Source organism: Tuberibacillus calidus DSM 17572, assembly GCF_000430685.1.
Classification (GTDB): Bacteria; Bacillota; Bacilli; order Bacillales; family Sporolactobacillaceae; genus Tuberibacillus; species Tuberibacillus calidus.
This window is the reverse complement of the sequence record NZ_AUMM01000024.1, coordinates 1-22,598: the sequence shown is the minus strand read 5'-3', so window position 1 is coordinate 22,598 and position 22,598 is coordinate 1. Positions and strand designations below refer to the sequence as shown.

29 protein-coding genes and 1 riboswitch are annotated in these 22,598 nt (G+C 45.5%); of the genes, 21 read left to right on the top strand and 8 right to left on the bottom strand.

Annotation, left to right across the window (positions count from 1 at the left end):
* Window positions 1–49: 49 nt before the first annotated feature.
* Entirely contained in the window at window positions 50–568 is a 519-nt protein-coding gene (locus H532_RS0107690; protein ID WP_027725011.1) for an endolytic transglycosylase MltG, read from the bottom strand.
* Window positions 569–581: 13 nt separating this feature from the next.
* A complete protein-coding gene (locus tag H532_RS0107685) occupies window positions 582–779 on the bottom strand; it encodes a hypothetical protein (protein ID WP_027725010.1) in 198 nt (65 codons plus the stop codon).
* Between the two features lie 291 nt (window positions 780–1,070).
* Here H532_RS0107685 and rpmG point away from each other — a divergent pair, with 291 nt between their 5' ends.
* From rpmG to H532_RS0107665, 4 genes are all read left to right on the top strand, one after another.
* Window positions 1,071–1,220, top strand: coding sequence for a 50S ribosomal protein L33 (gene rpmG, locus H532_RS0107680; RefSeq protein ID WP_027725009.1), 150 nt, complete (start codon window positions 1,071–1,073; stop codon window positions 1,218–1,220).
* 46 nt (window positions 1,221–1,266) lie between these two features.
* A complete protein-coding gene (locus tag H532_RS0107675; RefSeq protein ID WP_027725008.1) occupies window positions 1,267–1,839 on the top strand; it encodes a 5-formyltetrahydrofolate cyclo-ligase in 573 nt (190 codons plus the stop codon).
* Between the two features lie 31 nt (window positions 1,840–1,870).
* The gene (gene mobA / locus H532_RS0107670) at window positions 1,871–2,458 is read left to right on the top strand and encodes a molybdenum cofactor guanylyltransferase (RefSeq protein WP_027725007.1); all 588 of its coding nucleotides are present in this window, start codon (window positions 1,871–1,873) and stop codon (window positions 2,456–2,458) included.
* A gap of 61 nt (window positions 2,459–2,519) precedes the next feature.
* A complete protein-coding gene (locus H532_RS0107665; protein WP_027725006.1) occupies window positions 2,520–2,708 on the top strand; it encodes a hypothetical protein in 189 nt (62 codons plus the stop codon).
* Between the two features lie 44 nt (window positions 2,709–2,752).
* On the opposite strand, the gene H532_RS0107660 is transcribed toward H532_RS0107665, so the two are convergent.
* On the bottom strand, window positions 2,753–3,649 hold the full coding sequence (locus tag H532_RS0107660) for a hypothetical protein (protein ID WP_027725005.1): 897 nt from the start codon (window positions 3,647–3,649) through the stop codon (window positions 2,753–2,755).
* 94 nt (window positions 3,650–3,743) lie between these two features.
* Here H532_RS0107660 and H532_RS0107655 point away from each other — a divergent pair, with 94 nt between their 5' ends.
* On the top strand, window positions 3,744–5,204 hold the full coding sequence (locus H532_RS0107655; RefSeq protein WP_027725004.1) for a spore germination protein: 1,461 nt from the start codon (window positions 3,744–3,746) through the stop codon (window positions 5,202–5,204).
* Between the two features lie 258 nt (window positions 5,205–5,462).
* Window positions 5,463–5,849 carry a hypothetical protein gene (locus H532_RS0107650; protein WP_027725003.1) on the top strand — a complete coding sequence of 129 codons (387 nt, stop codon included), beginning with the start codon at window positions 5,463–5,465 and terminating at the stop codon, window positions 5,847–5,849.
* Between the two features lie 146 nt (window positions 5,850–5,995).
* Here the strand turns inward: H532_RS0107650 and H532_RS0107645 are convergent, their stop codons facing one another.
* Window positions 5,996–6,184, bottom strand: a complete 189-nt coding sequence (locus H532_RS0107645) for a DUF2759 family protein (protein WP_027725002.1) — start codon at window positions 6,182–6,184, stop codon at window positions 5,996–5,998.
* A gap of 169 nt (window positions 6,185–6,353) precedes the next feature.
* On the opposite strand from H532_RS0107645, the gene H532_RS0107640 reads away from it, so the two are divergent.
* The 10 genes from H532_RS0107640 (at window position 6,354) to H532_RS18230 (ending at window position 12,024) form a co-directional block, all read left to right on the top strand.
* Window positions 6,354–6,983, top strand: a complete 630-nt coding sequence (locus H532_RS0107640; RefSeq protein WP_027725001.1) for an MBL fold metallo-hydrolase — start codon at window positions 6,354–6,356, stop codon at window positions 6,981–6,983.
* Window positions 6,984–7,247: 264 nt separating this feature from the next.
* A complete protein-coding gene (comGA, locus tag H532_RS0107635) occupies window positions 7,248–8,315 on the top strand; it encodes a competence type IV pilus ATPase ComGA (RefSeq protein WP_027725000.1) in 1,068 nt (355 codons plus the stop codon).
* Entirely contained in the window at window positions 8,302–9,333 is a 1,032-nt protein-coding gene (comGB, locus tag H532_RS0107630; RefSeq protein WP_027724999.1) for a competence type IV pilus assembly protein ComGB, read from the top strand. The genes comGA and comGB overlap by 14 nt, the downstream gene beginning before the upstream one ends.
* A gap of 24 nt (window positions 9,334–9,357) precedes the next feature.
* Window positions 9,358–9,672 carry a competence type IV pilus major pilin ComGC gene (gene comGC, locus H532_RS0107625; protein ID WP_342662295.1) on the top strand — a complete coding sequence of 105 codons (315 nt, stop codon included), beginning with the start codon at window positions 9,358–9,360 and terminating at the stop codon, window positions 9,670–9,672.
* 7 nt (window positions 9,673–9,679) lie between these two features.
* A complete protein-coding gene (gene comGD, locus H532_RS0107620; protein ID WP_027724997.1) occupies window positions 9,680–10,141 on the top strand; it encodes a competence type IV pilus minor pilin ComGD in 462 nt (153 codons plus the stop codon).
* Window positions 10,122–10,463, top strand: coding sequence for a type II secretion system protein (locus H532_RS20285; protein ID WP_027724996.1), 342 nt, complete (start codon window positions 10,122–10,124; stop codon window positions 10,461–10,463). Before comGD ends, H532_RS20285 begins: the two co-directional genes overlap by 20 nt.
* Window positions 10,463–10,894 (top strand): competence type IV pilus minor pilin ComGF, encoded by a 432-nt coding sequence (locus H532_RS0107610; RefSeq protein WP_027724995.1) that lies wholly within the window; start codon window positions 10,463–10,465, stop codon window positions 10,892–10,894. Before H532_RS20285 ends, H532_RS0107610 begins: the two co-directional genes overlap by 1 nt.
* Window positions 10,852–11,259, top strand: coding sequence for a competence type IV pilus minor pilin ComGG (gene comGG, locus H532_RS0107605; protein ID WP_027724994.1), 408 nt, complete (start codon window positions 10,852–10,854; stop codon window positions 11,257–11,259). The genes H532_RS0107610 and comGG overlap by 43 nt, the downstream gene beginning before the upstream one ends.
* A 2-nt stretch (window positions 11,260–11,261) precedes the next feature.
* Window positions 11,262–11,777, top strand: a complete 516-nt coding sequence (locus tag H532_RS0107600; protein ID WP_027724993.1) for a shikimate kinase — start codon at window positions 11,262–11,264, stop codon at window positions 11,775–11,777.
* A gap of 19 nt (window positions 11,778–11,796) precedes the next feature.
* On the top strand, window positions 11,797–12,024 hold the full coding sequence (locus tag H532_RS18230; RefSeq protein WP_051263210.1) for a YqzE family protein: 228 nt from the start codon (window positions 11,797–11,799) through the stop codon (window positions 12,022–12,024).
* A gap of 164 nt (window positions 12,025–12,188) precedes the next feature.
* On the opposite strand, the gene H532_RS18225 is transcribed toward H532_RS18230, so the two are convergent.
* Window positions 12,189–12,575: a Spx/MgsR family RNA polymerase-binding regulatory protein gene (locus H532_RS18225; RefSeq protein ID WP_051263209.1), complete on the bottom strand. Its 387-nt coding sequence runs from the start codon at window positions 12,573–12,575 to the stop codon at window positions 12,189–12,191.
* A gap of 192 nt (window positions 12,576–12,767) precedes the next feature.
* Here H532_RS18225 and H532_RS0107585 point away from each other — a divergent pair, with 192 nt between their 5' ends.
* The gene (locus H532_RS0107585; protein WP_027724992.1) at window positions 12,768–13,010 is read left to right on the top strand and encodes a DUF2626 family protein; all 243 of its coding nucleotides are present in this window, start codon (window positions 12,768–12,770) and stop codon (window positions 13,008–13,010) included.
* Between the two features lie 291 nt (window positions 13,011–13,301).
* Here the strand turns inward: H532_RS0107585 and H532_RS18220 are convergent, their stop codons facing one another.
* Window positions 13,302–14,021, bottom strand: a complete 720-nt coding sequence (locus H532_RS18220) for a class I SAM-dependent methyltransferase (RefSeq protein ID WP_162142917.1) — start codon at window positions 14,019–14,021, stop codon at window positions 13,302–13,304.
* A 274-nt stretch (window positions 14,022–14,295) separates the two neighbouring features.
* On the opposite strand from H532_RS18220, the gene moaA reads away from it, so the two are divergent.
* Entirely contained in the window at window positions 14,296–15,291 is a 996-nt protein-coding gene (gene moaA, locus H532_RS0107570) for a GTP 3',8-cyclase MoaA (RefSeq protein WP_027724990.1), read from the top strand.
* A gap of 57 nt (window positions 15,292–15,348) precedes the next feature.
* Here moaA and H532_RS0107565 read toward each other — a convergent pair whose 3' ends face one another.
* The gene (locus tag H532_RS0107565) at window positions 15,349–16,146 is read right to left on the bottom strand and encodes a YqhG family protein (RefSeq protein WP_027724989.1); all 798 of its coding nucleotides are present in this window, start codon (window positions 16,144–16,146) and stop codon (window positions 15,349–15,351) included.
* A complete protein-coding gene (locus tag H532_RS0107560; RefSeq protein ID WP_027724988.1) occupies window positions 16,112–17,809 on the bottom strand; it encodes a DEAD/DEAH box helicase in 1,698 nt (565 codons plus the stop codon). Before H532_RS0107560 ends, H532_RS0107565 begins: the two co-directional genes overlap by 35 nt.
* A gap of 214 nt (window positions 17,810–18,023) precedes the next feature.
* A riboswitch (glycine riboswitch) is annotated at window positions 18,024–18,136 on the top strand.
* A gap of 181 nt (window positions 18,137–18,317) precedes the next feature.
* On the opposite strand from H532_RS0107560, the gene gcvT reads away from it, so the two are divergent.
* From gcvT to gcvPB, 3 genes are read left to right on the top strand one after another with little or no spacing between them, the layout of a single operon-like run.
* Window positions 18,318–19,415 carry a glycine cleavage system aminomethyltransferase GcvT gene (gene gcvT / locus H532_RS0107550; protein ID WP_027724986.1) on the top strand — a complete coding sequence of 366 codons (1,098 nt, stop codon included), beginning with the start codon at window positions 18,318–18,320 and terminating at the stop codon, window positions 19,413–19,415.
* Window positions 19,416–19,474: 59 nt separating this feature from the next.
* Window positions 19,475–20,782: an aminomethyl-transferring glycine dehydrogenase subunit GcvPA gene (gene gcvPA / locus H532_RS0107545; RefSeq protein WP_051263215.1), complete on the top strand. Its 1,308-nt coding sequence runs from the start codon at window positions 19,475–19,477 to the stop codon at window positions 20,780–20,782.
* Window positions 20,775–22,235 (top strand): aminomethyl-transferring glycine dehydrogenase subunit GcvPB, encoded by a 1,461-nt coding sequence (gene gcvPB, locus H532_RS0107540; protein WP_027724984.1) that lies wholly within the window; start codon window positions 20,775–20,777, stop codon window positions 22,233–22,235. Before gcvPA ends, gcvPB begins: the two co-directional genes overlap by 8 nt.
* The last annotated feature ends 363 nt before the right edge of the window (window positions 22,236–22,598 follow it).

Genomic DNA, 22,598 nt, shown 5'->3' with positions numbered 1-22,598 from the left:
ACGAAGGCTCCGCCTTCGCCGAAAAGACTTAAGGGGAGCCACGTTTTCTTTAATGTTTCGTAAGCTTATCAGCTATTTGTGCGACGGACATATCGCTTGAAAGCGTAAAGGTACCGAGTTGGAGATAAGGTTCAAGCTTGTGGTCGATGACATAGTTAATCAAGTCATATTTATTTTTAATGACATGCTTCTCAGCGAGAGTCTTCGCGATGTCAGAGGTTGTCATGCCCTCTTTGACGGTGACCGTCACTTTATACACTTTCGGGGCATTTTCAGCTTTGTTATCGGTAACCTCTTTTTTACCAGAATCATTAGAGGCACTCTTCGATGGGTTGTTATTTTCCGCAGAAGTGCTTTGCTCTGATTTTTGCCATTCGTCAAACGTCTTTTTGTCGACGGCGATTTCGCCGTGACGATTGAGATAACTTTGAACATCTTCTTCGGTAATCTGCGATTTGGACACGGGTTCAGCCTCGGTTTTTGGTGATAATTGAAAATAAAACAGGCTGATCACAGCACTTGCCGCGATGATTCCCGAGGCAAAACCGCGCATGCCGTGTTTCGTCATGGGTTAATCACCTTCATCGATCGCGTTCATTGATCATTAATTCTTCCTCGAGAACGCGAATTTTCTTTTTCACTTTATATAGTTCTTGCATAACGGTCACGGATGTACCTTCGATTTGGTCTTCCAATTGTTTAATGCTGTCTTCCTTAAAGAAGGAGACGGCGAGAAGAACCAGACCGATCACAATCAAAACGAGCAATAAATATCCCATAACCATCCTCCTAATTTGGTCCAGCCTTCATGCGATCCTTGAGTTATGTAGGTTTGCGCCATAAAGAAGGCTACTATTTACTTATAACATAGATGCTTTGTGTGAAAAAGAGATTTGGTGAAAAAGAAAGGAAATTGTAATGTTTCATCGAAAAAAAATTAATACAAGGGGGATAAGAAAACGGTTTTAGGAAACCGATGTCCGCAGGCCATTCCGGACATCTTGAATATCGGCGGTTTTTTTGATATGATGTTTAAGTATGTTAATGCACGACAGATTGGAGGGAAAGTCATGCGCCAAATCGTTATTTTGGAATGCACGGAAACGAAAGATCGCACTTATTTGACCATGAAAAATAAGCGAAATAATCCGGAACGCTTGGAATTAAGAAAATATAATCCGCGTTTACGGAGACATACAATCTATCGCGAAACGAAATAACAGCGGGTATAGGTGCCTGCTGTTTTTTCTTTAACAGGGGGAGACCATGGAAGATAAAAAAGCTCTGAGAAAAATGGTGCTAACATCGTTGAAAAAAATGGATCAAGCCGAAAAAGAACGGAAAGTGCAGAAAATCCATGAGCGATTATTTGCCACAGATGTTTGGCGCAAAGCGCGCACCGTTGCCGTGACGGTTTCACAAGGTACAGAAATCGACACCCACGAAATCATCCGACAGGGATGGCTGGAGAAGAAAACCATTGCTGTGCCAAAATGTTTACCAGAAACAAAAACGTTGATTTTTCGGGCGATCGATGATTTTTCCCAATTAGAATCGGTATATTATGGGCTGCTCGAACCGAAACTTGAGGAGACCCGGCCTGTCGAAAAAAAAGACATGGATCTGATCATCGTTCCCGGCCTTTTATTTGACAGGAAGGGGTATCGGATTGGCTTTGGCGGTGGGTATTATGACCGCTTCTTAGTGGATGTCAGTGCGGTCAAACTTTCTCAAGCATTGGATGTTCAAATTGCTTCCGATATACCTCACGAGGTACACGACATTCCGGTCGATATCATCATTACGCCGGAAGCTGTTCACTATTGCCGCGGTCGATAAACTGCTTAATGCGGATGCGGGAGGAAATGCCGTGAAAGAAAAACGCATCGGAGTGATTTTATCCGGAGGGTTATCGCGCCGCTTCGGGCATCCAAAAGCCTTTTTCCACTATCAAGGAAAACCGATGTATCAATGGGCTTTGGAAGCTGTTCGGCCGCACGCGGATGAAGTGGTCATCATCAGCCATCCAACATTAACGGAACGGTTTAAAGCGGAGACGGATTTACCCATTTATGAAGACGTTGAGCCTTTCCAAGGGCTTGGGCCGCTTGCAGGCATCTATACAGCCATGAAAAAGGCTGAAGGCGCATGGTATTTGATCACACCTTGTGACACGCCGTTTTCAACGAGCGCATTGTATTCATTTTTATGGGAGAAATGTTATTCGTCTGAGAAAGACGGCGTCGTCCCCGTCCGATCGGGCAAGCCTGAAATGTTGCTTGCTATATACTCCCGGCGTCTTATGCCACTCCTTGAAACACTTTTATCGGATGGCGCGCTGAAAGTGTCGAATATATTGGAAAAAGCGGAGATCGAAATTGCTCAAGTCGATGGCCTTTTTTCGGAGAAAACCTTTGCCAATATCAATACACCGAATGATCTAAACGCCAACGGATAATTTCATGCCTATCTTCACATATTAGAAAAAAGCGTTACTATATGTGAAGGAGGCTTTTTTTATGAAATGGAGCCTTGGGAAGCTTGCGGTATGCGTGCTTTTAGGACTCTTTTTATACCGCAACCGCCATTATTTCATAAAACTCATCATGGCCGTCTTTGTATTAAACCGCCTGTGTGAGTCCGTTCGCTTTGATTTTCACGAAGTCTTTACAAATCGAAAGCGGGAAGTTGAAACCGACCCCGCCTGATGAGACATGGGGAAGAAGGTTTAATCGTGCGCAGAAAAAGTCCATCACGGCTCGATCTTTTGTTTTAACAGAACGATCTCCCCGGATGATAGCTGAATGATGACAAGCAAATGGCTTTCGTTTTTATCAAATAGCAGAATGGGAACGGTGCTACCAATCGGTGTTCGAATGTCATCACTCGTGATGTGAACCCCCAGCGCATAGTCTTTATAAAGGCCTTCCCAAAGACGACTGATCGTCTTATGGGTTGCTTCTTGACTGAGTCCGGGAAGTGGTTCGTGATCATAAATGTGTATGTGCGAAAGCGGAAAAGCGATATATTGATTTAGGTCAATGTGATATTTGTGCGCTGCTTGCGATAAGAGCGCTTGCTGTTTGAGTGAAAATGTATGAAATTTTTCTTTTATCCACCGTTCTTGTTGATCGGTCTCTGGTATTTTGAAATCCTCCCAGCCGCTCGAGGTCTTCATCACGGCTAAGCGATCGAAAGACATCGTTTCCTTTCCTCTGATCTCACCGTTCGGGTAGTGGCTTTCGGCGTGATGGACGCTGATCGCCTCATAATATCCTGATGTGTGTTGTGCCATCGTTTTTTGCTGTTCTAATACATCTGTATTTTCTCTCCAATTAGATAAAATGCCGATTAATTGTTGATCTTTAAATAAGAACGACACGTCCTGCCGCAGATAACTCTTGGTATTAAGTACTGAACGGACTTGCCATTGAAGGGTATAAGGGGAATCCGGTAAAAACGTTAAATGCGTTTCGTGGCTTTTAAATGCCAACAACGGGTCATCGGGAAAATACGTTAAGCTTTGTTCCGTTTGGTCATCACGGTGGTATAAAAACATTAACAAAGCGGTTAAAAATGAAACGGTCAGGATGAAAAGAAAAAACTGCCAACGGTTTTTCTGATGTGATGATTTATTCGCTTTGATCACTCTCCCACCCCCCAAGACAAGCCTTTCATTTCATACATATGCCAGGGGATCGACGTTTTATGCGAGGTTTAACAATAGGAAGGATGTGTTTGTTTTGGTCGACCAAAACGGGCATAAGGTCACGCGGAATTACAAACAAAACATTCAATACCTAAAGGATGAGCTTGGCGTTGGCAAAAGTTTTGATGTTTTGGCGACCGAATTGAGGTATGCAGGCCGGGATATGACGCTGTTTATGATTGACGGTTTGATTGATGACCGTCAAGTCCATTTATTGATGAAATTTTTGGCGAAATTAAAACCAGGAGACTTGGATGTTGATCCGCTCACGAAATTGATGAAAACCGATTTGACATATGCCGATATCAGTACGGATGATAATTTGGATAAAGCCGTCTTTTGGGTGACTTGTGGGGCGGTTGTCTTAATCGTTGATGGCATCAGCCAAGCCATTATCATCGATGCACGGCAATACCCGACGCGCAGCCCCGCCGAGCCTGATGTGGAGCGAGTGATTCGGGGCGCCCGGGACGGTTTTGTCGAAACCATGGTCTTTAATACCGCCTTAACGAGAAGGCGCGTTCGCGATCCATCATTACGCATGGTTTATATGTCCGTTGGCAGGCGATCAAAAACGGATGTCTGCGTTGCCTATATTGAAGACATTGCCAACCCTGATGTTGTCAAAAGAATAAAAGATTCCATATCCAAAATCGATGTTGATGGCTTGCCGATGGCGGAAAAAACACTCGAAGAATTTATCGGCGGCCGCCATTTTAACCCGTTTCCTTTTGTAAGGTATACCGAGCGGCCGGACACCGCGGCCGTCCATCTTTTAGAAGGGCATGTCCTCGTGTTTGTCGATGGGTCACCGGTTGTGTTGATCATGCCGTCAACCTTCTGGAACCAGCTGCAGCATGTTGAGGAATACCGGCAAAAGCCGATCGTCGGCAGTTATTTGCGGCTCGTCCGTTATTTTGCCGTCTGGGCATCCATCTTCCTGTTGCCACTCTGGTATATTTTTACCACCCATCCTGACATGCTGCCGACACCGTATAATTTTATCACCTTAAATAAAACACCAGAAGTGCCGATCGTTGTCCAACTCATCAGCATTGAAATCGGCATGGATGCCGTGCGGATGGCAACCATCCATACACCGTCAGCCTTGGCAACAGCTTTGGGGCTTGTTGCCACCCTTATGATCGGACAAATTGCTGTCAGCGTGGGCCTTTACTCGCCAGAATTGATCTTGTATATGGCAGTTGCTGCGATCGGCACGTTTGCGACACCTTTATATGAGTTGAGTTTGGCTAACCGACTGATGCGCGTCATGCTGATATTATTTTCGTTTTTCTTCGGTGTGCCGGGTTATACGATTGGCTCGACCTTAGCGCTTATTTTTATGACTCGCATGCGGTCGTTTCAAATCCCTTATCTTTGGCCGTTTATCCCGTTCAACTTTAGAGAAATGGCTGACATTTTATTCCGCGTGCCGATTCCGCTAAAGAGTCATCGTCCGCCCATTCTTTTGACAAAAGATCCGGATAAATAGTGAGGCTTAACGATCAAAGGCTTGGTGTTGCTCCAAGCCTTATAATTTTGTTGGAAATTGAGGAAAAACGCATAACGCGCCAGTGCTGGTGATTAAGGTTTTGACTTGGATTTTCCTGATGCGCGGGGGTCTCATTGTGCCTTTAACTGTTCAAAAGAGCGATTCGCTATCTTTTTTGTGACAAATCCTTGAAAACGCTTACTTTATTCACTTTAAAGTGATAAAATAACGTAAAGACTTTCGGGAGGGCGTTGGGCGTTGGATTATTGTTTTATGCGGACGGATACGGGGTATGATGTGATGATGTTGGCCGTCAACGACCATAGCGGATGCTATCAAGTGTACCGGCTTGGGACGAATGGACCGGAGGAGCCGCCGTTGTTTGAGGTGGAAGACCCAGCCGCTTTGCGGGAAAAAATTAAGGATTGGTGCCGGCGGCATTTGCCGGAAGACATGAAGATGGTGAAGTTGACCGTGCTTACCGGCCGGGAGGATTCCTTGAAAATGAAAAAATTCCTTGAAGAAAAGGACATTCCCTTTGAAATGAAACGGTTCACTTTTTTTATCCGAAAGCGGGAATACGAAAAAGTAAAAGAAATGCTAAACGAAGTGGCTCCTTTTGAAATACCGAACGGTGTGTTATAGCGGCAGAAGAAAATCCTATACCTTAATAATACATGATGAAAACCGGCGCCTGTGCGGCGGCTTTCTTTTTTTGATAAAAAAATAAACGCCCCATTGCTCATCAGGGACGCATATGGGACGCCGAGAAATTTTGACTTACAAGCTGTTCAGCTTCCTACAGGGACACCGCCGGTTCCGAATAACACATCCCAGATGGTCATGACCGAAAACCAACCGAGGACGAGAAAAGCAATGAGAGAATAAATGGCGGCAAGGATGTTACGGGCTTTAAATGAACGGAATATTGAAATCAGACATAATATGGAAATAATCAGAAAGATGACACCAATAACCACGTTTTGCGCCTCCTTGCTTTGAGAATAGCGGTTCATTGACTATGTATTCAAATTTATTTTAACCATTTCCACTTTGTTTGTCGAGTCCTAATTGGACGTCCGGTTCATCCATTTGTTCAAGTTGAAAAAACCATTTAAAATAAAAGAAAACAGGCTAGGGGGTTGCGACATGAAATGGACGCGCATGCCGCTTGGGCCAGTCCAGGCGAATGCTTACATACTCGAAAATGAACGTCAGGAAGCGATCATTATTGACCCGGGAGATGAATTCAGTCAAATTCAAGCTTTTATCAATCAAAAGCAGCTTAAACCGATTGCGGTATTATTGACGCATGCCCATTTTGATCATATTGGGGCGCTGGATGATGTAAGAAAGGCTTGGGATATTCCAGCGTATATCCATAAAAATGAAGCCGATTGGTTGACCGACCCGGATAAAAACGGATCGCGTCATTTTCCCATGATAAAAGAATTAGTCCTTGAACCCGCCGATAAACGGATTGACGGTCCAGGTGTATTAACGATATCCAATTTTTCTTTTGAAGTCATCGAGACACCCGGCCATTCTCCGGGGAGCATTTCTTTTTATTGTAAAGACAGCCAAGTCGTTTTTTCTGGTGATGCTTTATTTTATGGGAGCATTGGGCGGACGGATTTATATGGAGGAGACCTTGACCTTTTATTAGAAAGTATCCATACCAAGTTGCTTGTCCTTCCGGATGACACGACCGTTCTCCCAGGGCACGGCTTGGAAACAACCATTGGTACCGAAAAACGGACGAACCCGTTTTTGGTTTGACGAAAAAGCGCCCCGTTAAGCCCGCAACGCTTTTGTCTTCGGCATTCGGGGCTTGTCTCTATTATACGAGCAAGAAGGCGCACATAAGGTAGCGTTGGCTCGACCATCGCCATAAAGGCTTGGCGGAGCAAAGATTTCCTTAAACAGCCGCCGGATAAAAAGGTTAACTTTTAAGCAAAAAAATTAAGAAAAAAGAAGGATTTTATCGGTTGATGTCGAATATATTAATCGGCAAACCAAATACAGAAGAAAGCGGGTGAATCTTTGAATGAAGTTGAGAAACTAAGCGAGGAGATGCTCCGGACCGCCTTCGAGTTAGATGCTTCCGACATTCATCTCATTCCTCGAAAATCCGATACCCTCATTGAGTTCCGCATCCACGACCACCTCTACGAATATGACCTCATGGCTAAACCCATTGCCGATCGGCTCATCAGCTATTATAAGTTTCGCGCAGGTATGGATATCGGTGAAAGAAGAAGACCGCAATCCGGCTCGTACGATATCGTCATCCATGAACATAAGATCAATCTCCGTTTTTCCACCTTACCAACCCCTTACGACGAAAGTCTGGTTATTCGCCTGTTACCCCAAATTTGGAATACCCGGCTCTCCGATTTATCTATTTTTTCCGAATCGACGGCACAGCTATCACAGCTTTTAAACTTTGAAAACGGATTGATCTTGTTTTCTGGACCGACGGGTTCGGGAAAAACAACGACCATGTATACGATGCTCCATTCTGCCAAACGCCGCTACAATTGCCGGATTGTGACACTCGAAGACCCGATCGAGAAGCTCAATGAGAATTTTATCCAAATGGAGATTAATGAGAAAGCGGATCTCACTTATCAAACGGGATTTAAAGCGATTCTTCGTCACGACCCCGACATTATTATGGTAGGTGAAATCCGCGATTTAGAAACAGCAAAAATTGCTGTTCGCGCGGCTTTAACCGGACACCTTGTGCTGAGCACGGTCCATGCAACCAATGCTGTGCTTACGATTCATCGCCTCATTGAACTCGGTCTATCGAAGTTTGATTTAAAAGAAACCCTCGTCGGCGTTGTCGCCCAACGTTTGGTCACTCTTCATTGCCCTCGGTGCGGAAATGTCTGTGAAGAAAACTGCCCGAATCGGTTGAAGATGAAAAGGCGCAGAACGGCGATATTCGAGATTTTAACCGGTTTGCCTCTGCTTGACGCTTTACAAGACAAGAAACCGAGCCTTGGGAGGTATAAGAGGTTGGAAGACTATTACCGCCAGATTTCGGCTTTGGGTTATCTTGATCCACAACGCCTCGCGCCGGGAGCGGACCATGTTCCATCGTAAATGGAATAAACTCGATCAAGCCGAATTTCTCATACGTGTCAGCCACTGCCTTGCAAAAGGATATACGCTTTACCAAGCGATTCAACTTCAGGCTTATGAACAAAAGCCGTGGATCAAACAGCGCATTCAGGATATCCTGACAGGCCTAGAATCGGGTGAGGAGATCGCGGTTGTTTTTGCCGGGGCGGGATTTTCGAAAGAAAGTTGCAGTTTTCTTTATTATGCCCTGTTTACTGGAGACTTGGTGGAAAGTTTCCATGAAAGCGGCAAATACCTTAAACTGAAGGAACAACAGAAAAAGAAATTTCGCGCTTTAATGCGTTATCCGCTCTTTCTCATGTGGCTGTTCTTTGTGATGATGTATATCGTGATCGATCGCTTGCTTCCGAGTTTTGAACAGCTATACCGTACGATGGCCATTCCATTGCCCGCTGGTCTTCGCTTTTTTATGAATATCACAAAACTTTTAGGTTCTAGTTTTCCGTTGCTTTTGCTGATCCTAGCTAGCCTGATTCTTATCATCACTCTTTTTATAAAAAGAACAACGCCGCAAAAGCGCTATACCCTTCTCTCTAAAATCCCCTATTTTTCATCATTTCTAAAAATGTACCTAAGCTACTATTTTTCCTTTCACCTCGGAAGCCTATTAAGAGCTGGACTCTCAATAAGCCGCGCTTTAGAGTTAATTGCACAGCAGCCGTACCTCAATTTTTTCAAACGAGAAGCCGACGCCATTCAAAAATACCTCGAGAATGGTCATCCACTAGTGAAGATAATTAGTGAAAGACCTTATTTTACTCGCGATTTGGCGCTTGTGATTCTAAACGGCGAGGCCGAAGGGCAGGTGGGGCGAGCACTTCAGGATTATAGTCAAATCTTATTTAAAAATTTGGAGGAGAAAATCACCCGAGCGTTCCAAGCCATCCAACCTATATTTTTTGTGCTGTTTGGCGGGCTCATCATCGGTCTCTTTTTGTCCATTCTGTCACCGATGTTCACAATTATTAATGGCTTATAGTGTCTGGAATATGAAGGGGGGATGATGGTGTCGTTTTTCCGCTTACTTAAAAATCAACACGCATTCACTCTGATTGAGATGACTATCGTTTTACTCATCATTTCTGTGTTGCTTTTGATAGCTCTGCCAAATATGACGAAATCAAATGAGGTTGTCAAACAAAAAAGTTGTGATGCGACGATCCGCCTCGTTCAAAGCCAAGTTGCTGCGTATGAAGCCGAGAACGATGTGACATTAACCAGTCTTGACCCTTTACAAGAAACTTATGTCGACAGACTCCAATGTCCGGACGGAAGGCCGCTTGTTTTAGAGAATGGCAAGGTCACCGTGGAAGAATAATAAACCCATGCAGAATGGCGGTGCTTCCAAATTGAAAAATGCAAAAGGGTATACATTGCTTGAAATCGTACTTGTATTGACCGCGATGACCATCATGATACCTGTTGCCGTTAATGGCTGGCTGAGGGCCATCGAGTGGCAGCAGTTAGACGGATTTGTAGCTGAGTTGCGCGAGATTATCTTTTATGCGCAGATGACGGCGATCACTGAGGAACGATACGTTGATGTCGAGTTTCATAATGATGAGCACCGCGTCGATGTTGTGATGGCTGGGGAATTGATAAAAAGCATTGATGCCGGAAATAAAATTCAATTTGAAAAAGGTACCCATAGTTTGTCACTATCGTTTTCTCCTAATGGGACGTTGGTAAACAATGCTGGAACTTTGTTTGTTAAAACGCATCATTTTGCAAAAAAATTCGTATTTTTGCTTGGGCAGGGGCGATTTTATGTTGAAAACGCCTCGTAAAGAAGACGGGTTCACGCTTTTAGAAACGATGGCTGCCATATTTGTCATTGTGGTTTGCCTGACGGTTATGGCGCCGATCGCAACCCGTGTTTATATGGAGCGGGAAGCCCTAAGTCAAGCCGAAACGGCACTGAGTGTGTTGAATAATGCTTTAATCGAATGGTCCGCAGGCCGTGAGGTTCGGCCTGCGGTGATTGAACAAAATCAGACATCGTATCATTTGTTATGGCAGGAAGCAGAACCTGGGAAAATGGGGTTATGCGTTCAATGGAAAAGTCGTACCGGAAGAACCCAGAAACTATGTGGGGAAATAAAACGCTGATGCAGAATGCGAATGGTTACACGTTATTATCGATGATGCTGGCTTTATCCGCTTTTGTCATCATCAGTACGGTCCTCTGTAAAATGGCTGTCGCTATATTTTCCTCATCACAAAGCACACCCGCCGATCGGAAGGATATTTGGTTATTCTTTGCCCAAACAGGAAGCGAAATCGCTTCGAGTACCAATTGTGAGGTCTTTGAAGGAGGCATGAGTTTTCTATTAAATGATCAAATCATAAATTATAAACTTATTGGTTCAACCGTTCGCCGCAATGTCGATGGCGAAGGGTATGAAATTGTTTTGCAAAAGGTGTCGAGCCTCATTTTTCAATGTGATGCGTCAATAGCTTCTATTACCATCCGGGATGACCGGGGGAGGGTGTACAAGTGGAAGATCAAAAAGATGCTCAATGCTTCATCAACCGACTGAGGCGCCAAGACGGTTTTATCCTTCCTTTAACAATGATGCTGGCAATGCTTTTCACTTTTTACACATTGAATGCGATTGAGCGGATAAACAGCGAACGCGACTTTTTCCAAGAACGAAAAGCTTCTGTTCAGTTGGACTGGAAAAAGAAATGCGCGGCGGCTGATTTAATACAACTCATCAACCAAGGCACTCCGAAATCGACCGGCGAACTACATGATGCCGAATGGAGAGTCGTCTACCGCATTTCACGGTTGAGCGAAGGGGTGCATCAAGTGTCTGCAACCCTCCATTACAAAAATCACCAAGATGATTTCCTTTTTATATATAATGAAAATACGAAAGCAATCACAAAGTGGGTGGATTGAACGTGAAGACGTTATTTATAACCGGTTTTATGGCTGCGGGGAAAACAACCGTCGGTAAAGCATTGGGCAAGCGTTTATCGGTTGCGGTTCTCGATACCGATGAGATGATTGAACAGTTGTGTAAAAAATCGGTCGGAGCCATTTTTGATGAAGAAGGGGAAGAAGCGTTTCGGCAATATGAAAAAAAAGTGTTGTGGTCCATTGCCTGGAAAGGGGTCATTGTCACGACTGGCGGCGGTGTGGTTCTCGATGAAGAAAACCGCCGTTTCATGCGCGAAAACGGCATTGTAATTTATTTACATACAGACCCTAATGAAGTGCTCCGCCGCTTGGCCCGGGATAATAGCCGGCCGTTATTACGGGAGGATAAAGCCAATCGCATCGTCACCTTGATGGAAGAGCGCATGCCTTACTACTTAGATGCGGATTTTGCCGTCAATACAACAGGCAAATCTGTTGAATCGATTGTCGATGAGATTGCGGGATTTTTGTTTAGGCAGCGGCGTTTTTGGGCATAATGGAAACAGGTGATGTACTATGAAATCAGATGACTATGTCAGGTGGTTAACGGAACAATTTGTGCTCTATATGAATCAACCAAAAGCCGTTCGGAAAGATCGACGGCAAATGCGGAAGAGCCAACGCTATCCGATCAAAAATGAAATGTTTGGGTTGATTCCGAATGCCTTATCTTTTTATACACAAAAATGGCGAAGCAAGAAATGGTTGGGGCTATGGCGTAAGCCTCCGTCATCATCACACTAAGCGGCTTTGATGGTCGATCGAAGTCGCTTTTCGTATGCCCGTTTAATCATTTAATGAGGTTGACTAAAAGTTCGGGGCAGCCACTAAAACCAGAAAATGTGTGGTTCTGATGGACAGGCTGTAAAGGGGCGAGACCCAACTAGTGTCAACCTCATTTTGCGAAATTAAGAAACATGTTTATCGGATACTTTAGCATGCGCTTCGCTTAATTTTTGCAGGCCGGTCCGATTATATCCAACGATCAATTTTTCGCCGTCCGTTAGGATTGGGCGGCGGAGCAAGCGGGGTTCCTTATGTAACAATTCCAAGACTTCGCTGACGCGTAAATCCTCAATATTGACATTTAATTTTTTAAAAGTTTCACTGCGGGTTGCTAAAATTTCTTTAACGCCTTCTTTGGTTAACTTAATGATGTTCATCAATTCGTCCATCTCCGGCGTTTCTTTAAAAATATGACGCTCCTCGTAATCAATGTGGTGTTGCTTTAACCAAGCCTTTGTTTTTCGACACGAGGTACAGCTTGGATAGGTATAAAAGATGAGCCGACCCATCCGTCATCCCTCCTCAAGTCAACTTCTATATATGATTGTTTCCAATATGGGAATGGTTATAAACATGTGAAACAAAAAAATTCGACATCAATCGGCATTTATGTGCCAAAACGAAATTTTTTGTATGTTTACATTAAAACAACCATTGATTATAATTACTGATGAAACGTATCCATGCAAGGGGGGATTAACATGCCTAGAATGTTTCGGGTTTTGGCCTTCTTTACTTTCTCTTTTGCCATCATGGCGCTAGCCGGTGGGCTTGTACCAATGGCGCTTTTATTCTTCGGTAATACAGCTTTTTTCTTAGCAGTGAGTTTTTTAAATTTGTCGGAACGCATGTATATTTATATTTTCGGGGCGTACTTAACGCTGTTCTTTGTCGGTTTTACATACTATTCCGCTTTTATGATGACTCCGGGTGCCGCGCAGTAAGGCATGATCAGGGTGCGCCTCTCTATGAATTGTCCTGATAAACGTAGAGGCGTCCCTATCCCGTGATACTTGCAACCTGTCACATACGGGAATGGGTTAAAAAAGGGTTTCATCGATTGGCTTCGTTTTACCTTAAAACACACCTGACTTGGGAAAGGCAAGCCTTCATTGTTCGTATTTGCCCGAAAAATGAAAGACTTTCTAACCTGAAAAATAAAAACCCGCTTCACGCGAGTTTTTTAAGCAAAGATCATTTTGTAGCTGCCACGGTGAAAGGAACTGTGGCATTTTTCATGCTTTAGCAGTAAAAATGCGAAAACGTAAGATATGGCGATACTTTTCCATCGTCGTAATATGGCTGAACCAAGTTACAAATGCTTCCATATCAATCGCATCGGTAAACGCGAAGGCGGATGCGTTGGGTAAATCCGATAAATCTTTGATTAAATCAAACCCGTCATAACTTGTGATGTCTGTAAAACCTGCTCGATGGAAAGCATCGATCCAATCGTAGTTAGTTGGTACCCGTTTAATTTCGTAAACTTGGGTGACTTCCTTTTGCTCGGCTTCTGAAAGCGGACGTTCAGCCGTCATCTCAATATCCATTAATAATCCACCTGGTTTGAGCACCCTGCGATATTCCGCAATGGATTTTTCCATATCGGTAAAGACCGTAACGGACTCAGCAATAATCTTATCAAAACGTTCATCCGAAAACGGCAGACATTCCGCATTTGCCTCCATCAAGGTTACATCCACTCCGCTTTCGGCAATACGCTTTTCTGCGTGCTGGATCATCATTGGGTGGATATCGATCGCTGTCACTTTTGCCCCAAAGGTTTGAGCGATGAGGACAGATGTTTCGCCCGTCCCGCAGCCGACATCAAGCACTTCATCGTTGGTATCAATCGGAAAGCGTTCTAAAAGCGCTTTGGTCAGTGGGAGCCCGCCCGGATGGGCACTCGATATACCAAATTTAGCGAGAAAATCCAAATATTTTTTATTACTCACCGTTCCTCTTCCCTTCTCAGAGCCCTTCACATTATCATATGTCAGAGAAAAGCCGGTGTTCAAAAAGTCGACCCACTGCCCAGCCAAAACCTTTCTCACGTAACATGGAAAGAAATGTTCATCGAATTTTGTCAAATGATGCGCTTCCCCGGGAAATGAGTGTTTCCCAAAAACGTAGGTAAATCTTCATAATTTTAAAGGGCATATCTCGGCTGATCTATTATAATATGAAATAAGTATAAAAATGTGATGACAATCTGAGGAAGTGGAAGCCATGTTGGACCGCCTGAGGAGGCCGCTTAGGGATTTAAGGATTTCGGTGACGGATCGTTGTAATTTCCGCTGCACTTATTGTATGCCAAAGGAAGTGTTCGGACCGGATTACATGTTTTTGAAGCGTGCTGAATTGTTAAGTTTTGAGGAAATCACGCGCATCGCCCGTTTATTTGCCCAATGCGGTGTTCGGAAAATCCGCTTAACCGGCGGGGAGCCGCTCATGCGTAAAGATATTGACCGGCTTGTCGGGATGCTTGCGGAATTGGATGGCATTGAAGACATTGCAATGACGACCAATGGCTCGTTGCTAAGAAAAATGGCCGTGAAATTAAAAAAGGCTGGCTTAAAAAGGGTGACCGTCAGCCTCGATTCACTCGATAATGAACGATTCGGCCAAATCAACGGCCAAGGGGTTACGGCGGATACCGTTTTAGATGGCATTCAAGCCGCCGAAGAGGCGGGCTTTAAAATCAAAATCAATATGATGGTTCGAAAAGGTGTGAATGAGGAAGACATCCTTCCCATGCTGGAACACTTTAGAGGCACAGGCCATATTTTGCGTTTTATAGAATATATGGATGTCGGTAATGCGAACGGTTGGAGAATGGATGATGTCGTCACGAAACAAGATATTTTAACGACCATCAGAACTCGCTATGAGATTGAACCCGTCGAAGCGAACTATTATGGAGAAGTCGCCAATCGTTTCCGCATAAAAGGGTCAAAAGATGAATTTGGCATCATCGCTAGTGTCACGGATCCTTTCTGCGGGAGTTGCACGCGTGCTCGGTTGTCGGCAGATGGTTCCGTTTATACTTGCCTTTTTGCTTCAAAGGGGCATAGTCTCAGAAACCCTATGCGAAATGGGGCGACGGATGAAGAACTGCTAGCTTTAATCGAGAGCATTTGGGGAAATCGGGCTGACCGCTATTCCGAAGAGCGGGGGAGAAAGGGCCCGCGGCACAAAATCGAGATGTCTTATATCGGCGGATAGTAAATGGGAGCGCTGCCGTCCAATTGGAAAACGGCAAGTGCTCCTTTTTTTATGATCTCAAAAATTGTGCATAGCGTGCTCCGTCAGATAAAACAAGCCGCCATTGATAATATGCGTCTGTATTTTCGGTTCATAGAGATCGATTAAGGATTGCTTTTCCTTTTCATAAGCGGCGCCGTAAGTTTCGGGGTCTAAATCTTCGTAAAAACGCTCGAGTAGGTCAAGGTCGTTTTGCAACCGCTCGCGGGCTTCTTCCGCCCAGTGAAAATCTTCTTGTGCAATGACTTGTTCGATGACGGCTTCAAGCCGCCTCAAGCCGCTTTGTGGCTTAATCATCGGCGTTAAGGTATAACAATAGTCCGGAATTTTTGGGGTTAATGGCAACGACTCAAGTTTTTCTTGGAAATGATTCAAAATCGTTCCATTAAACAAATTTAATCCAAGAGAAAAGAGAAAATCCTTCTTTAAATCACATTGGAAACTCACCTTAACGTTCATCCCAAGCCATGGATAAAGCGGGGTTTGCGTTTTGCCATTGGCCGGCCGTTCTTCATATAAGCGGACATACCGGGCTAAGTTTTTCGTTGAGGCAAAGATTTGATGGAGCCGTGGCGAGCCGAAATGAATAAAGTCGCCTTCTTCCTCGGTTTGAACGGTTTTTAAAGCGAGCACTTGTGTTTCTGGCTCGCGGCCGATTTTTTCAATGTAGTGCCAATAGAACGGTCGATTCATCAATAGTTTATCAAGCGCAACCGTCAGCTTCACTTTGAGAAAACCGGGGCGGCATTCCAGAATCTGACAACCCCCGGCGGTAAAATAATCAACCAAATACTGATGAATCGCAAGTTGTTCCATCGGCTTCACCCTCCTTACGCGCGGCGAGTTCGGCGTTAATGACACTCGTTAAGTTATCCATCTTAATGCGCATTTCCCCTTCGGATTCTGACGACGCAAAAATATCCTCAATTTCCTTGTCAAGGGAAACGATCTCAAGCCGTGTGAGAATGTCATCCAGCTCGCCGATGACGTTTTCAAACAGATCGATTTTTTCATACAGCAGTTTTAAAATATGTTCTTCAACCGTTCCCTTTGTTGCGAAATTATAAATGTGGACATCTTCTTTTTGCCCCAGTCGATGAATGCGGCCGATGCGCTGTTCCAATCGCATCGGGTTCCAAGGCAGATCGTAGTTGATGACATGATGACAAAACTGCAAGTTAATCCCTTCCCCGCCGGCTTCGGTCGCGATGAACACTTGCGCATTTTTTTCAAAGAGCGTGCGCATCCAATCCTTTTTACTGCGTTTAAATCCCCCGCGAAAGGGGACTGACGATATGCCATGCTGTTTTAAAAACCATTGCAAGTAAAGTTGGGTGGCGCGATATTCGGTAAAAATAATCACTTTCTCGCCGTTCAGCGCCTGAATAATTTCCAACGCTTTCTCTGCTTTGGAATGGCGGGTGGCGTTTTGGATGTTTGCGAGGATTGGCGCCATGATTTCATGGAGGCGCGTTCTTTCACTCGCTTGTTCATCGAGCATTTTTTTGATCGTCATATATAAGGCTTCCCGGCTTGAGCACGCTTCGCGCTGGAGGGTAAGTAGGGAGAAGCCTTGCACAAATTCAGTTTTTCTTAAAGTATTTAGGGAATCATAAAGCGTGCGTTCTTCTTTAGACAAAGGAATTTCGAAAAATTCCACGATGCGCTTCGGCCACTTAAGACCCGTATCGACGCGGCGATTGCGGACCATCACTTTGTTCACTAGCCGGCGCAAGCTTTCCTCATTTTTAACCTTATTTTTCCCTGAACGATAATCTCTGAAAAACGATTCCGGATCACCTAAATATCCGGGTTTAAGCAAAGTCACGAGATAGTAAAGTTCATCCAATCGATTTTGTATCGGTGTCGCCGTGAGCAACAAGCAAAACTTTTTCTTGATTTGCCGGGCGAATTGATAATTCTTCGTTTTATGGTTTTTAAGCTTATGGGCTTCATCGATAATGACCAAGTCATAATCCTGTTTCAGGACAATCTCGGCATGTGGGCTGCGCTTAGCTGTATCGATGGAGGAGATGACGACATCGCATTGCTCCCAGACGTACGCCTTCCGCTGCGGAACCGCTGGTATATAAAATTTTTCATTTAATTCTTTTGCCCATTGCAAGACGAGGGAGGCGGGAACGAGAATTAAAATTTTTTTCGCCAGACCTCGGATCATGTATTCTTTCATGATGAGGCCCGCTTCGATCGTTTTGCCAAGACCGACTTCATCGGCGAGAATGGCTTTTCCATGCATTTTCTCTATGACGGTTTTAGCTGTTTCAATTTGATGGGGAAACAGCTCCAAATGCGGCAAGTGTCGCGGCGCCGCTAAATCGGAAAAGTCGGGCAGGAGGAGCTCTTTTTCAGCCCGATAAGCCAATTTATAGAGTTGAAAATCCCCCCAAGGACCGTCATTTTCCATCCGTTCCGCAAAATCCGGATACCATGTGTCATCAAAACTAATTTTCGGTCGCATCATCGTGAAGTCCTCCTGATTCAGCGGAATGCCAAGTGAGTTTTTGATAAAAAACGCATAAATTTTTCGTAAAGCGAACTTTTAAAAGTATTCTTGCCTAAAAACCCGAATAAATGATAGGATAAGAGTAGTCAGGTTTGTGTTATTTACGAACATTGACCTCACTTAGTATGCCAATCCATGAACGTTTTTATGAAAACCGAAAATGACGCGTATGACGACAAGGGGAGAGACCCGACGGGCCGCGCATCCCGCGGCTGGGCGCCGAAGGAGCAAGCAAAAAACGCTTTTTGTGAATCTCTCAGGCAAAAAGACTCTTGTCGGACGCACCTCTGGAGAGCGCTCAATGGAGCCACCGACGAGGCCCGCATCATCTTTCCTTGAGTAAAACTTCGGAATTTTGCGAGGAAAGGTCGATCGGTTTAAACTTTCCGGTCAAAGGACAGAGGCACATTCCATTGTGTCATTCTGTCTTTTTTTGTGTTCAGAATCGAGAGGAGGGGTCTTTTTGACAGAATTAAAGCACACACCGCTTTATGAAACCTATAAGAAATACGGTGCCAAAACGATTGATTTTGGCGGCTGGGAGTTGCCCGTCCAATTTACGAGCATTAAGGAAGAACATGCCGCCGTCAGGGAGCGGGCAGGCTTGTTTGACGTCTCCCACATGGGGGAAATTGAAGTCAAGGGAGAAGCGGCCGAAAGCTTCCTGCAGTCGCTTGTGACCAATGATGTCGGAAAACTAGAAGCTGGCGGCGCACAGTATACGGCGATGTGCTATGAGAACGGCGGCACTGTGGATGACCTGATCATTTACAAGAAGGGGGATCATGATTATCTTCTTGTCGTCAATGCCGCGAATACGGATAAAGATTTTGAATGGATCACCTCACACGCGCCCGAGAACGTTACGGTCAAAAATATTTCTGGCGAAGTGGCTCAACTAGCAGTTCAAGGCCCGAAAGCCGAGGCGGTTTTACAGAAATTAACGGATACCGATTTAAGTACCATTGGCTTCTTTAAATTTAAAGAAGATGTCTCCATCGCCGGTGTGCCTACCCTTGTATCACGCACCGGATATACCGGAGAAGATGGGTTTGAACTGTATATGCCATGGGAAGCGGCGCCAAAAGTATGGGAGGCCATTATTGAAGCGGGAAGTGAATACGGGCTTTTGCCATGCGGACTCGGTGCACGCGATACGCTCCGCTTTGAAGCCAAACTCCCTTTATACGGGCAAGAACTTACGGCTGATATTTCACCGCTTGAAGCTGGCATCGGTTTTGCGGTCAAAGTTGATAAAGAGGCTGATTTTATCGGGAAAGCGGCCTTAAAAGCCCAAAAAGAAAACGGATTAACCCGCAAAATCGTGGGTATAGAAATGGTGGACAAAGGCATTCCCCGGGCGCATTACCCTGTTTACAGTGGTGACCGAAAAATCGGGGAAGTGACAACGGGTGCCCCTTCACCAACGCTTGGAAAAAATTTAGGCTTGGCACTCTTGGAAAAACCGTTTACCGAAATCGGAACCGAAGTGGACGTTGAGATTCGCGGCAAACGAAAAAAAGCCGTTGTCGTAAAAACCCCATTTTATAAAAGAGGTTAGGAGGGCCTGACGTGTCCAAATTCAGGTATTTACCCGTAACAGAAGAAGATCGTCAAGCGATGCTTTCGACCATCGGTGTCGAGTCCATCGAGGACCTTTTCAAGGATGTTCCGGAAGATGTCCGCTTTAAAGGCACTTTGGACGTTGAAAAAGCGTTATCCGAACAAGAATTGTACCGTTTTATGTCTAGCCTTGCGGCGAAAAACGTCAATACGAAAGAAACGCCTTCCTTCCTTGGGGCTGGCGTCTACGACCATTACATTCCTTCGGTCGTCAACCACATGCTTCTTCGTTCTGAGTTTTATACCGCCTACACCCCATACCAACCTGAGATTTCACAAGGGGAATTGCAGGCTATTTTTGAATTTCAATCCATGATTTGCGAGCTTACGGGAATGGATGTGGCCAACTCATCTATGTACGATGGTTTGACGGCACTCGCTGAAGCGGCACTCCTTGCTTGTGGGACAACCAGAAACAAAAAAATCATTGTTTCCGAAGCGGTTCATCCCGAAGGCCGCGACGTATTGAGAACTTATGCGAAAGGCCAACATCTTGAAGTCGTCGAAGTTCCTGCCGTTAATGGGCTGACGGATCTTGAACAGTTAAAAGCTGTTGTCGATGATGAGTCCGCTTGCGTCATCGTCCAATACCCGAACTTTTTCGGTCAAATCGAACCTTTGAAAGATGTGGAAGCTGCAGTGCGTCTTAGCAAAAAGGCGTTGTTCATCGTAGCGGCCAACCCGCTTTCGCTTGGCCTTTTGACACCGCCGGGAGCATTCGGTGCCGATATCGTCGTTGGTGATTGCCAACCGCTCGGCATCCCGGCGCAATTTGGCGGACCGCATTGCGGGTATTTTGCAACAACCAAAAAGTATATGCGAAAAGTGCCGGGCCGGCTCGTCGGCCAAACCGTTGATGAAGAGGGCCGCCGCGGTTTTGTTCTAACGCTACAAGCCCGCGAACAACATATTCGCCGAGAAAAAGCGACATCGAATATTTGCTCCAACCAAGCATTAAACGCGCTAGCTTCCTCGATCGCGATGAGCGCTTTGGGTAAAAAGGGCTTGCAAGAAATCGCTCACCAAAACATGCAAAAGGCGCATTATGCAGCGAATAAGTTGAAGGAAAAAGGGCTGTCCGTTGTATTTGCCGGACCTTTCTTTAATGAATTTGTCGTGAACGTGAACCAACCGGTGCGTGAAGTGAATAAGAAATTGTTGGAGAAAGGGTTTATCGGTGGGTTTGATCTGGAAATGGTCAATCCAGCATACAAGCACCATATGCTGATTGCCGTAACCGAACAGCGGACGAAACAAGAAATCGATGACTTTGCCGATGCGTTGGGAGGTGTCGTCCATGACTAAGCACGATCAACCGTTGATATTTGAGATCACAAAACCGGGGCGGGTCGCCTATAGTTTGCCAGAGCTCGATGTTCCGGAGACCGATCTGACTGAAGCCGTTCCCGCGGACTATCTCCGGAGTCAGCCAGCGGAATTACCGGAAGTGTCGGAACTCGACCTCGTCCGTCATTACACGGCCTTATCCAAACGCAATCACGGGGTCGATTCCGGTTTCTATCCACTCGGGTCGTGTACGATGAAATACAACCCAAAAATTAATGAAGATATCGCGCGTTTAAACGGATTCAGCCATATTCATCCCTATCAAGATGAAGAAACCGTGCAAGGCGCTCTGGAACTGATGTATCGCCTGCAACAGAATCTCGCGGCCATCACTGGTATGGATGAAGTCACGCTGCAACCGGCAGCCGGTGCCCATGGGGAATGGACGGGCCTCATGATCATCCGCGCTTATCACGAAGCGAATGGCGATTTTCAACGGACAAAAGTGATCGTCCCTGATTCAGCCCACGGCACCAACCCGGCCTCAGCCACGGTAGCTGGCTTTGAAGCGATCACGGTTAAATCGAATGAAAAAGGGCTTGTGGATTTGGAGGACCTGAAACGGGTGGTCGGTGAAGATACTGCTGCGCTCATGCTGACAAACCCGAACACGCTCGGCCTTTTTGAAGAAGAGATTGTGGAACTCGCAAAAATCGTTCACGATGCTGGCGGGAAACTCTATTATGATGGGGCGAACATGAATGCCATCATGGGCGTCACGCGCCCGGGCGACATGGGCTTTGACGTCGTCCATTTGAACTTGCATAAAACGTTTACGGGCCCGCACGGCGGCGGTGGACCGGGTTCAGGTCCTGTCGGCGTGAAAAAAGATCTCGTGAAGTTTTTACCTAAACCGCGCATCATTAAAACAGAGGAAGGTTATCGTTTCGATGACGACATGCCGGACTCCATTGGCCGCGTGAAACCCTTCTATGGAAATTTCGGGATCAATGTCCGCGCTTATACGTATATTCGGACGATGGGTCCGGAAGGCTTGGCGCAGGTTTCGAAAGACGCCGTGCTTAATGCCAACTACTTATTCCGGCGTTTAGCGCCTTATTTCGACGTGCCATATGACCGCCATTGCAAGCACGAGTTTGTTCTCTCCGGACGTCGCCAGAAAAAACTTGGCGTGCGCACGCTTGACATCGCAAAACGCTTGCTTGATTTTGGCTATCATCCGCCAACGGTTTACTTCCCGCTCATCGTTGACGAGGCCTTGATGATTGAACCGACCGAAACGGAATCGAAGGAAACGCTCGACGCTTTTGCCGATGCCATGATCCAAATCGCGAAAGAAGCGGAAGAAAACCCAGAAATCGTTCAAGAAGCGCCGCATACAACACCTGTCAAACGACTTGATGAAACGGAAGCCGCACGACATCCTGTTTTGCGCTATATAAAACCCTAATTTTTGTTTATTAAAACGGATGGCGAATTTCGCCATCCGTTTTTTTATGGTGCGCCAGGCATGCGCACGTTCTATAGGGTTCAAGTCCCGAACGACGAAGGCAGTAGTAGTCGTTAGCTTAAGACAAGGGTGTCCAGGGTGACCTGGAATCTGAAGGAAGTCGGCGGCAAATCTCCGCCCCAAGGAACACGAACTCCATATAAGGCTAGGTGTGCTTGGGTGAGGCTGCCATACAAGTCAAAGCCCGTACTGCCGAAGGGCATACAGAGTAAATGGAGTGGGGACATGGAGAGGAAGAATGTGCGCTTACCCTGGGAGATCTGATAGACACGCGCAACACATTGCGTAACCGGGCATGCGAAT

Bases quoted from the DNA above. Each gene is read 5' to 3' on its own strand.
- H532_RS0107585 (WP_027724992.1), top strand. From the start codon at position 12,768: ATGCCTAGAATGTTTCGGGTTTTGGCCTTCTTTACTTTCTCTTTTGCC.
- H532_RS0107665 (WP_027725006.1), top strand. From the start codon at position 2,520: ATGAAATGGAGCCTTGGGAAGCTTGCGGTATGCGTGCTTTTAGGACTC.
- rpmG (WP_027725009.1), top strand. From the start codon at position 1,071: ATGCGCCAAATCGTTATTTTGGAATGCACGGAAACGAAAGATCGCACT.
- comGC (WP_342662295.1), top strand. From the start codon at position 9,358: ATGGTGTCGTTTTTCCGCTTACTTAAAAATCAACACGCATTCACTCTG.
- H532_RS18225 (WP_051263209.1), bottom strand. From the start codon at position 12,575: ATGGGTCGGCTCATCTTTTATACCTATCCAAGCTGTACCTCGTGTCGA.
- gcvPA (WP_051263215.1), top strand. From the start codon at position 19,475: ATGCTTTCGACCATCGGTGTCGAGTCCATCGAGGACCTTTTCAAGGAT.
- H532_RS0107565 (WP_027724989.1), bottom strand. From the start codon at position 16,146: ATGGAACAACTTGCGATTCATCAGTATTTGGTTGATTATTTTACCGCC.
- comGD (WP_027724997.1), top strand. From the start codon at position 9,680: ATGCAGAATGGCGGTGCTTCCAAATTGAAAAATGCAAAAGGGTATACA.
- H532_RS0107690 (WP_027725011.1), bottom strand. From the start codon at position 568: ATGACGAAACACGGCATGCGCGGTTTTGCCTCGGGAATCATCGCGGCA.
- H532_RS0107610 (WP_027724995.1), top strand. From the start codon at position 10,463: ATGCAGAATGCGAATGGTTACACGTTATTATCGATGATGCTGGCTTTA.
- gcvPB (WP_027724984.1), top strand. From the start codon at position 20,775: ATGACTAAGCACGATCAACCGTTGATATTTGAGATCACAAAACCGGGG.
- H532_RS0107675 (WP_027725008.1), top strand. From the start codon at position 1,267: ATGGAAGATAAAAAAGCTCTGAGAAAAATGGTGCTAACATCGTTGAAA.
- H532_RS0107560 (WP_027724988.1), bottom strand. From the start codon at position 17,809: ATGCGACCGAAAATTAGTTTTGATGACACATGGTATCCGGATTTTGCG.
- comGB (WP_027724999.1), top strand. From the start codon at position 8,302: ATGTTCCATCGTAAATGGAATAAACTCGATCAAGCCGAATTTCTCATA.
- H532_RS18230 (WP_051263210.1), top strand. From the start codon at position 11,797: ATGAAATCAGATGACTATGTCAGGTGGTTAACGGAACAATTTGTGCTC.
- H532_RS0107685 (WP_027725010.1), bottom strand. From the start codon at position 779: ATGGGATATTTATTGCTCGTTTTGATTGTGATCGGTCTGGTTCTTCTC.
- moaA (WP_027724990.1), top strand. From the start codon at position 14,296: ATGTTGGACCGCCTGAGGAGGCCGCTTAGGGATTTAAGGATTTCGGTG.
- H532_RS20285 (WP_027724996.1), top strand. From the start codon at position 10,122: ATGTTGAAAACGCCTCGTAAAGAAGACGGGTTCACGCTTTTAGAAACG.
- H532_RS0107640 (WP_027725001.1), top strand. From the start codon at position 6,354: ATGAAATGGACGCGCATGCCGCTTGGGCCAGTCCAGGCGAATGCTTAC.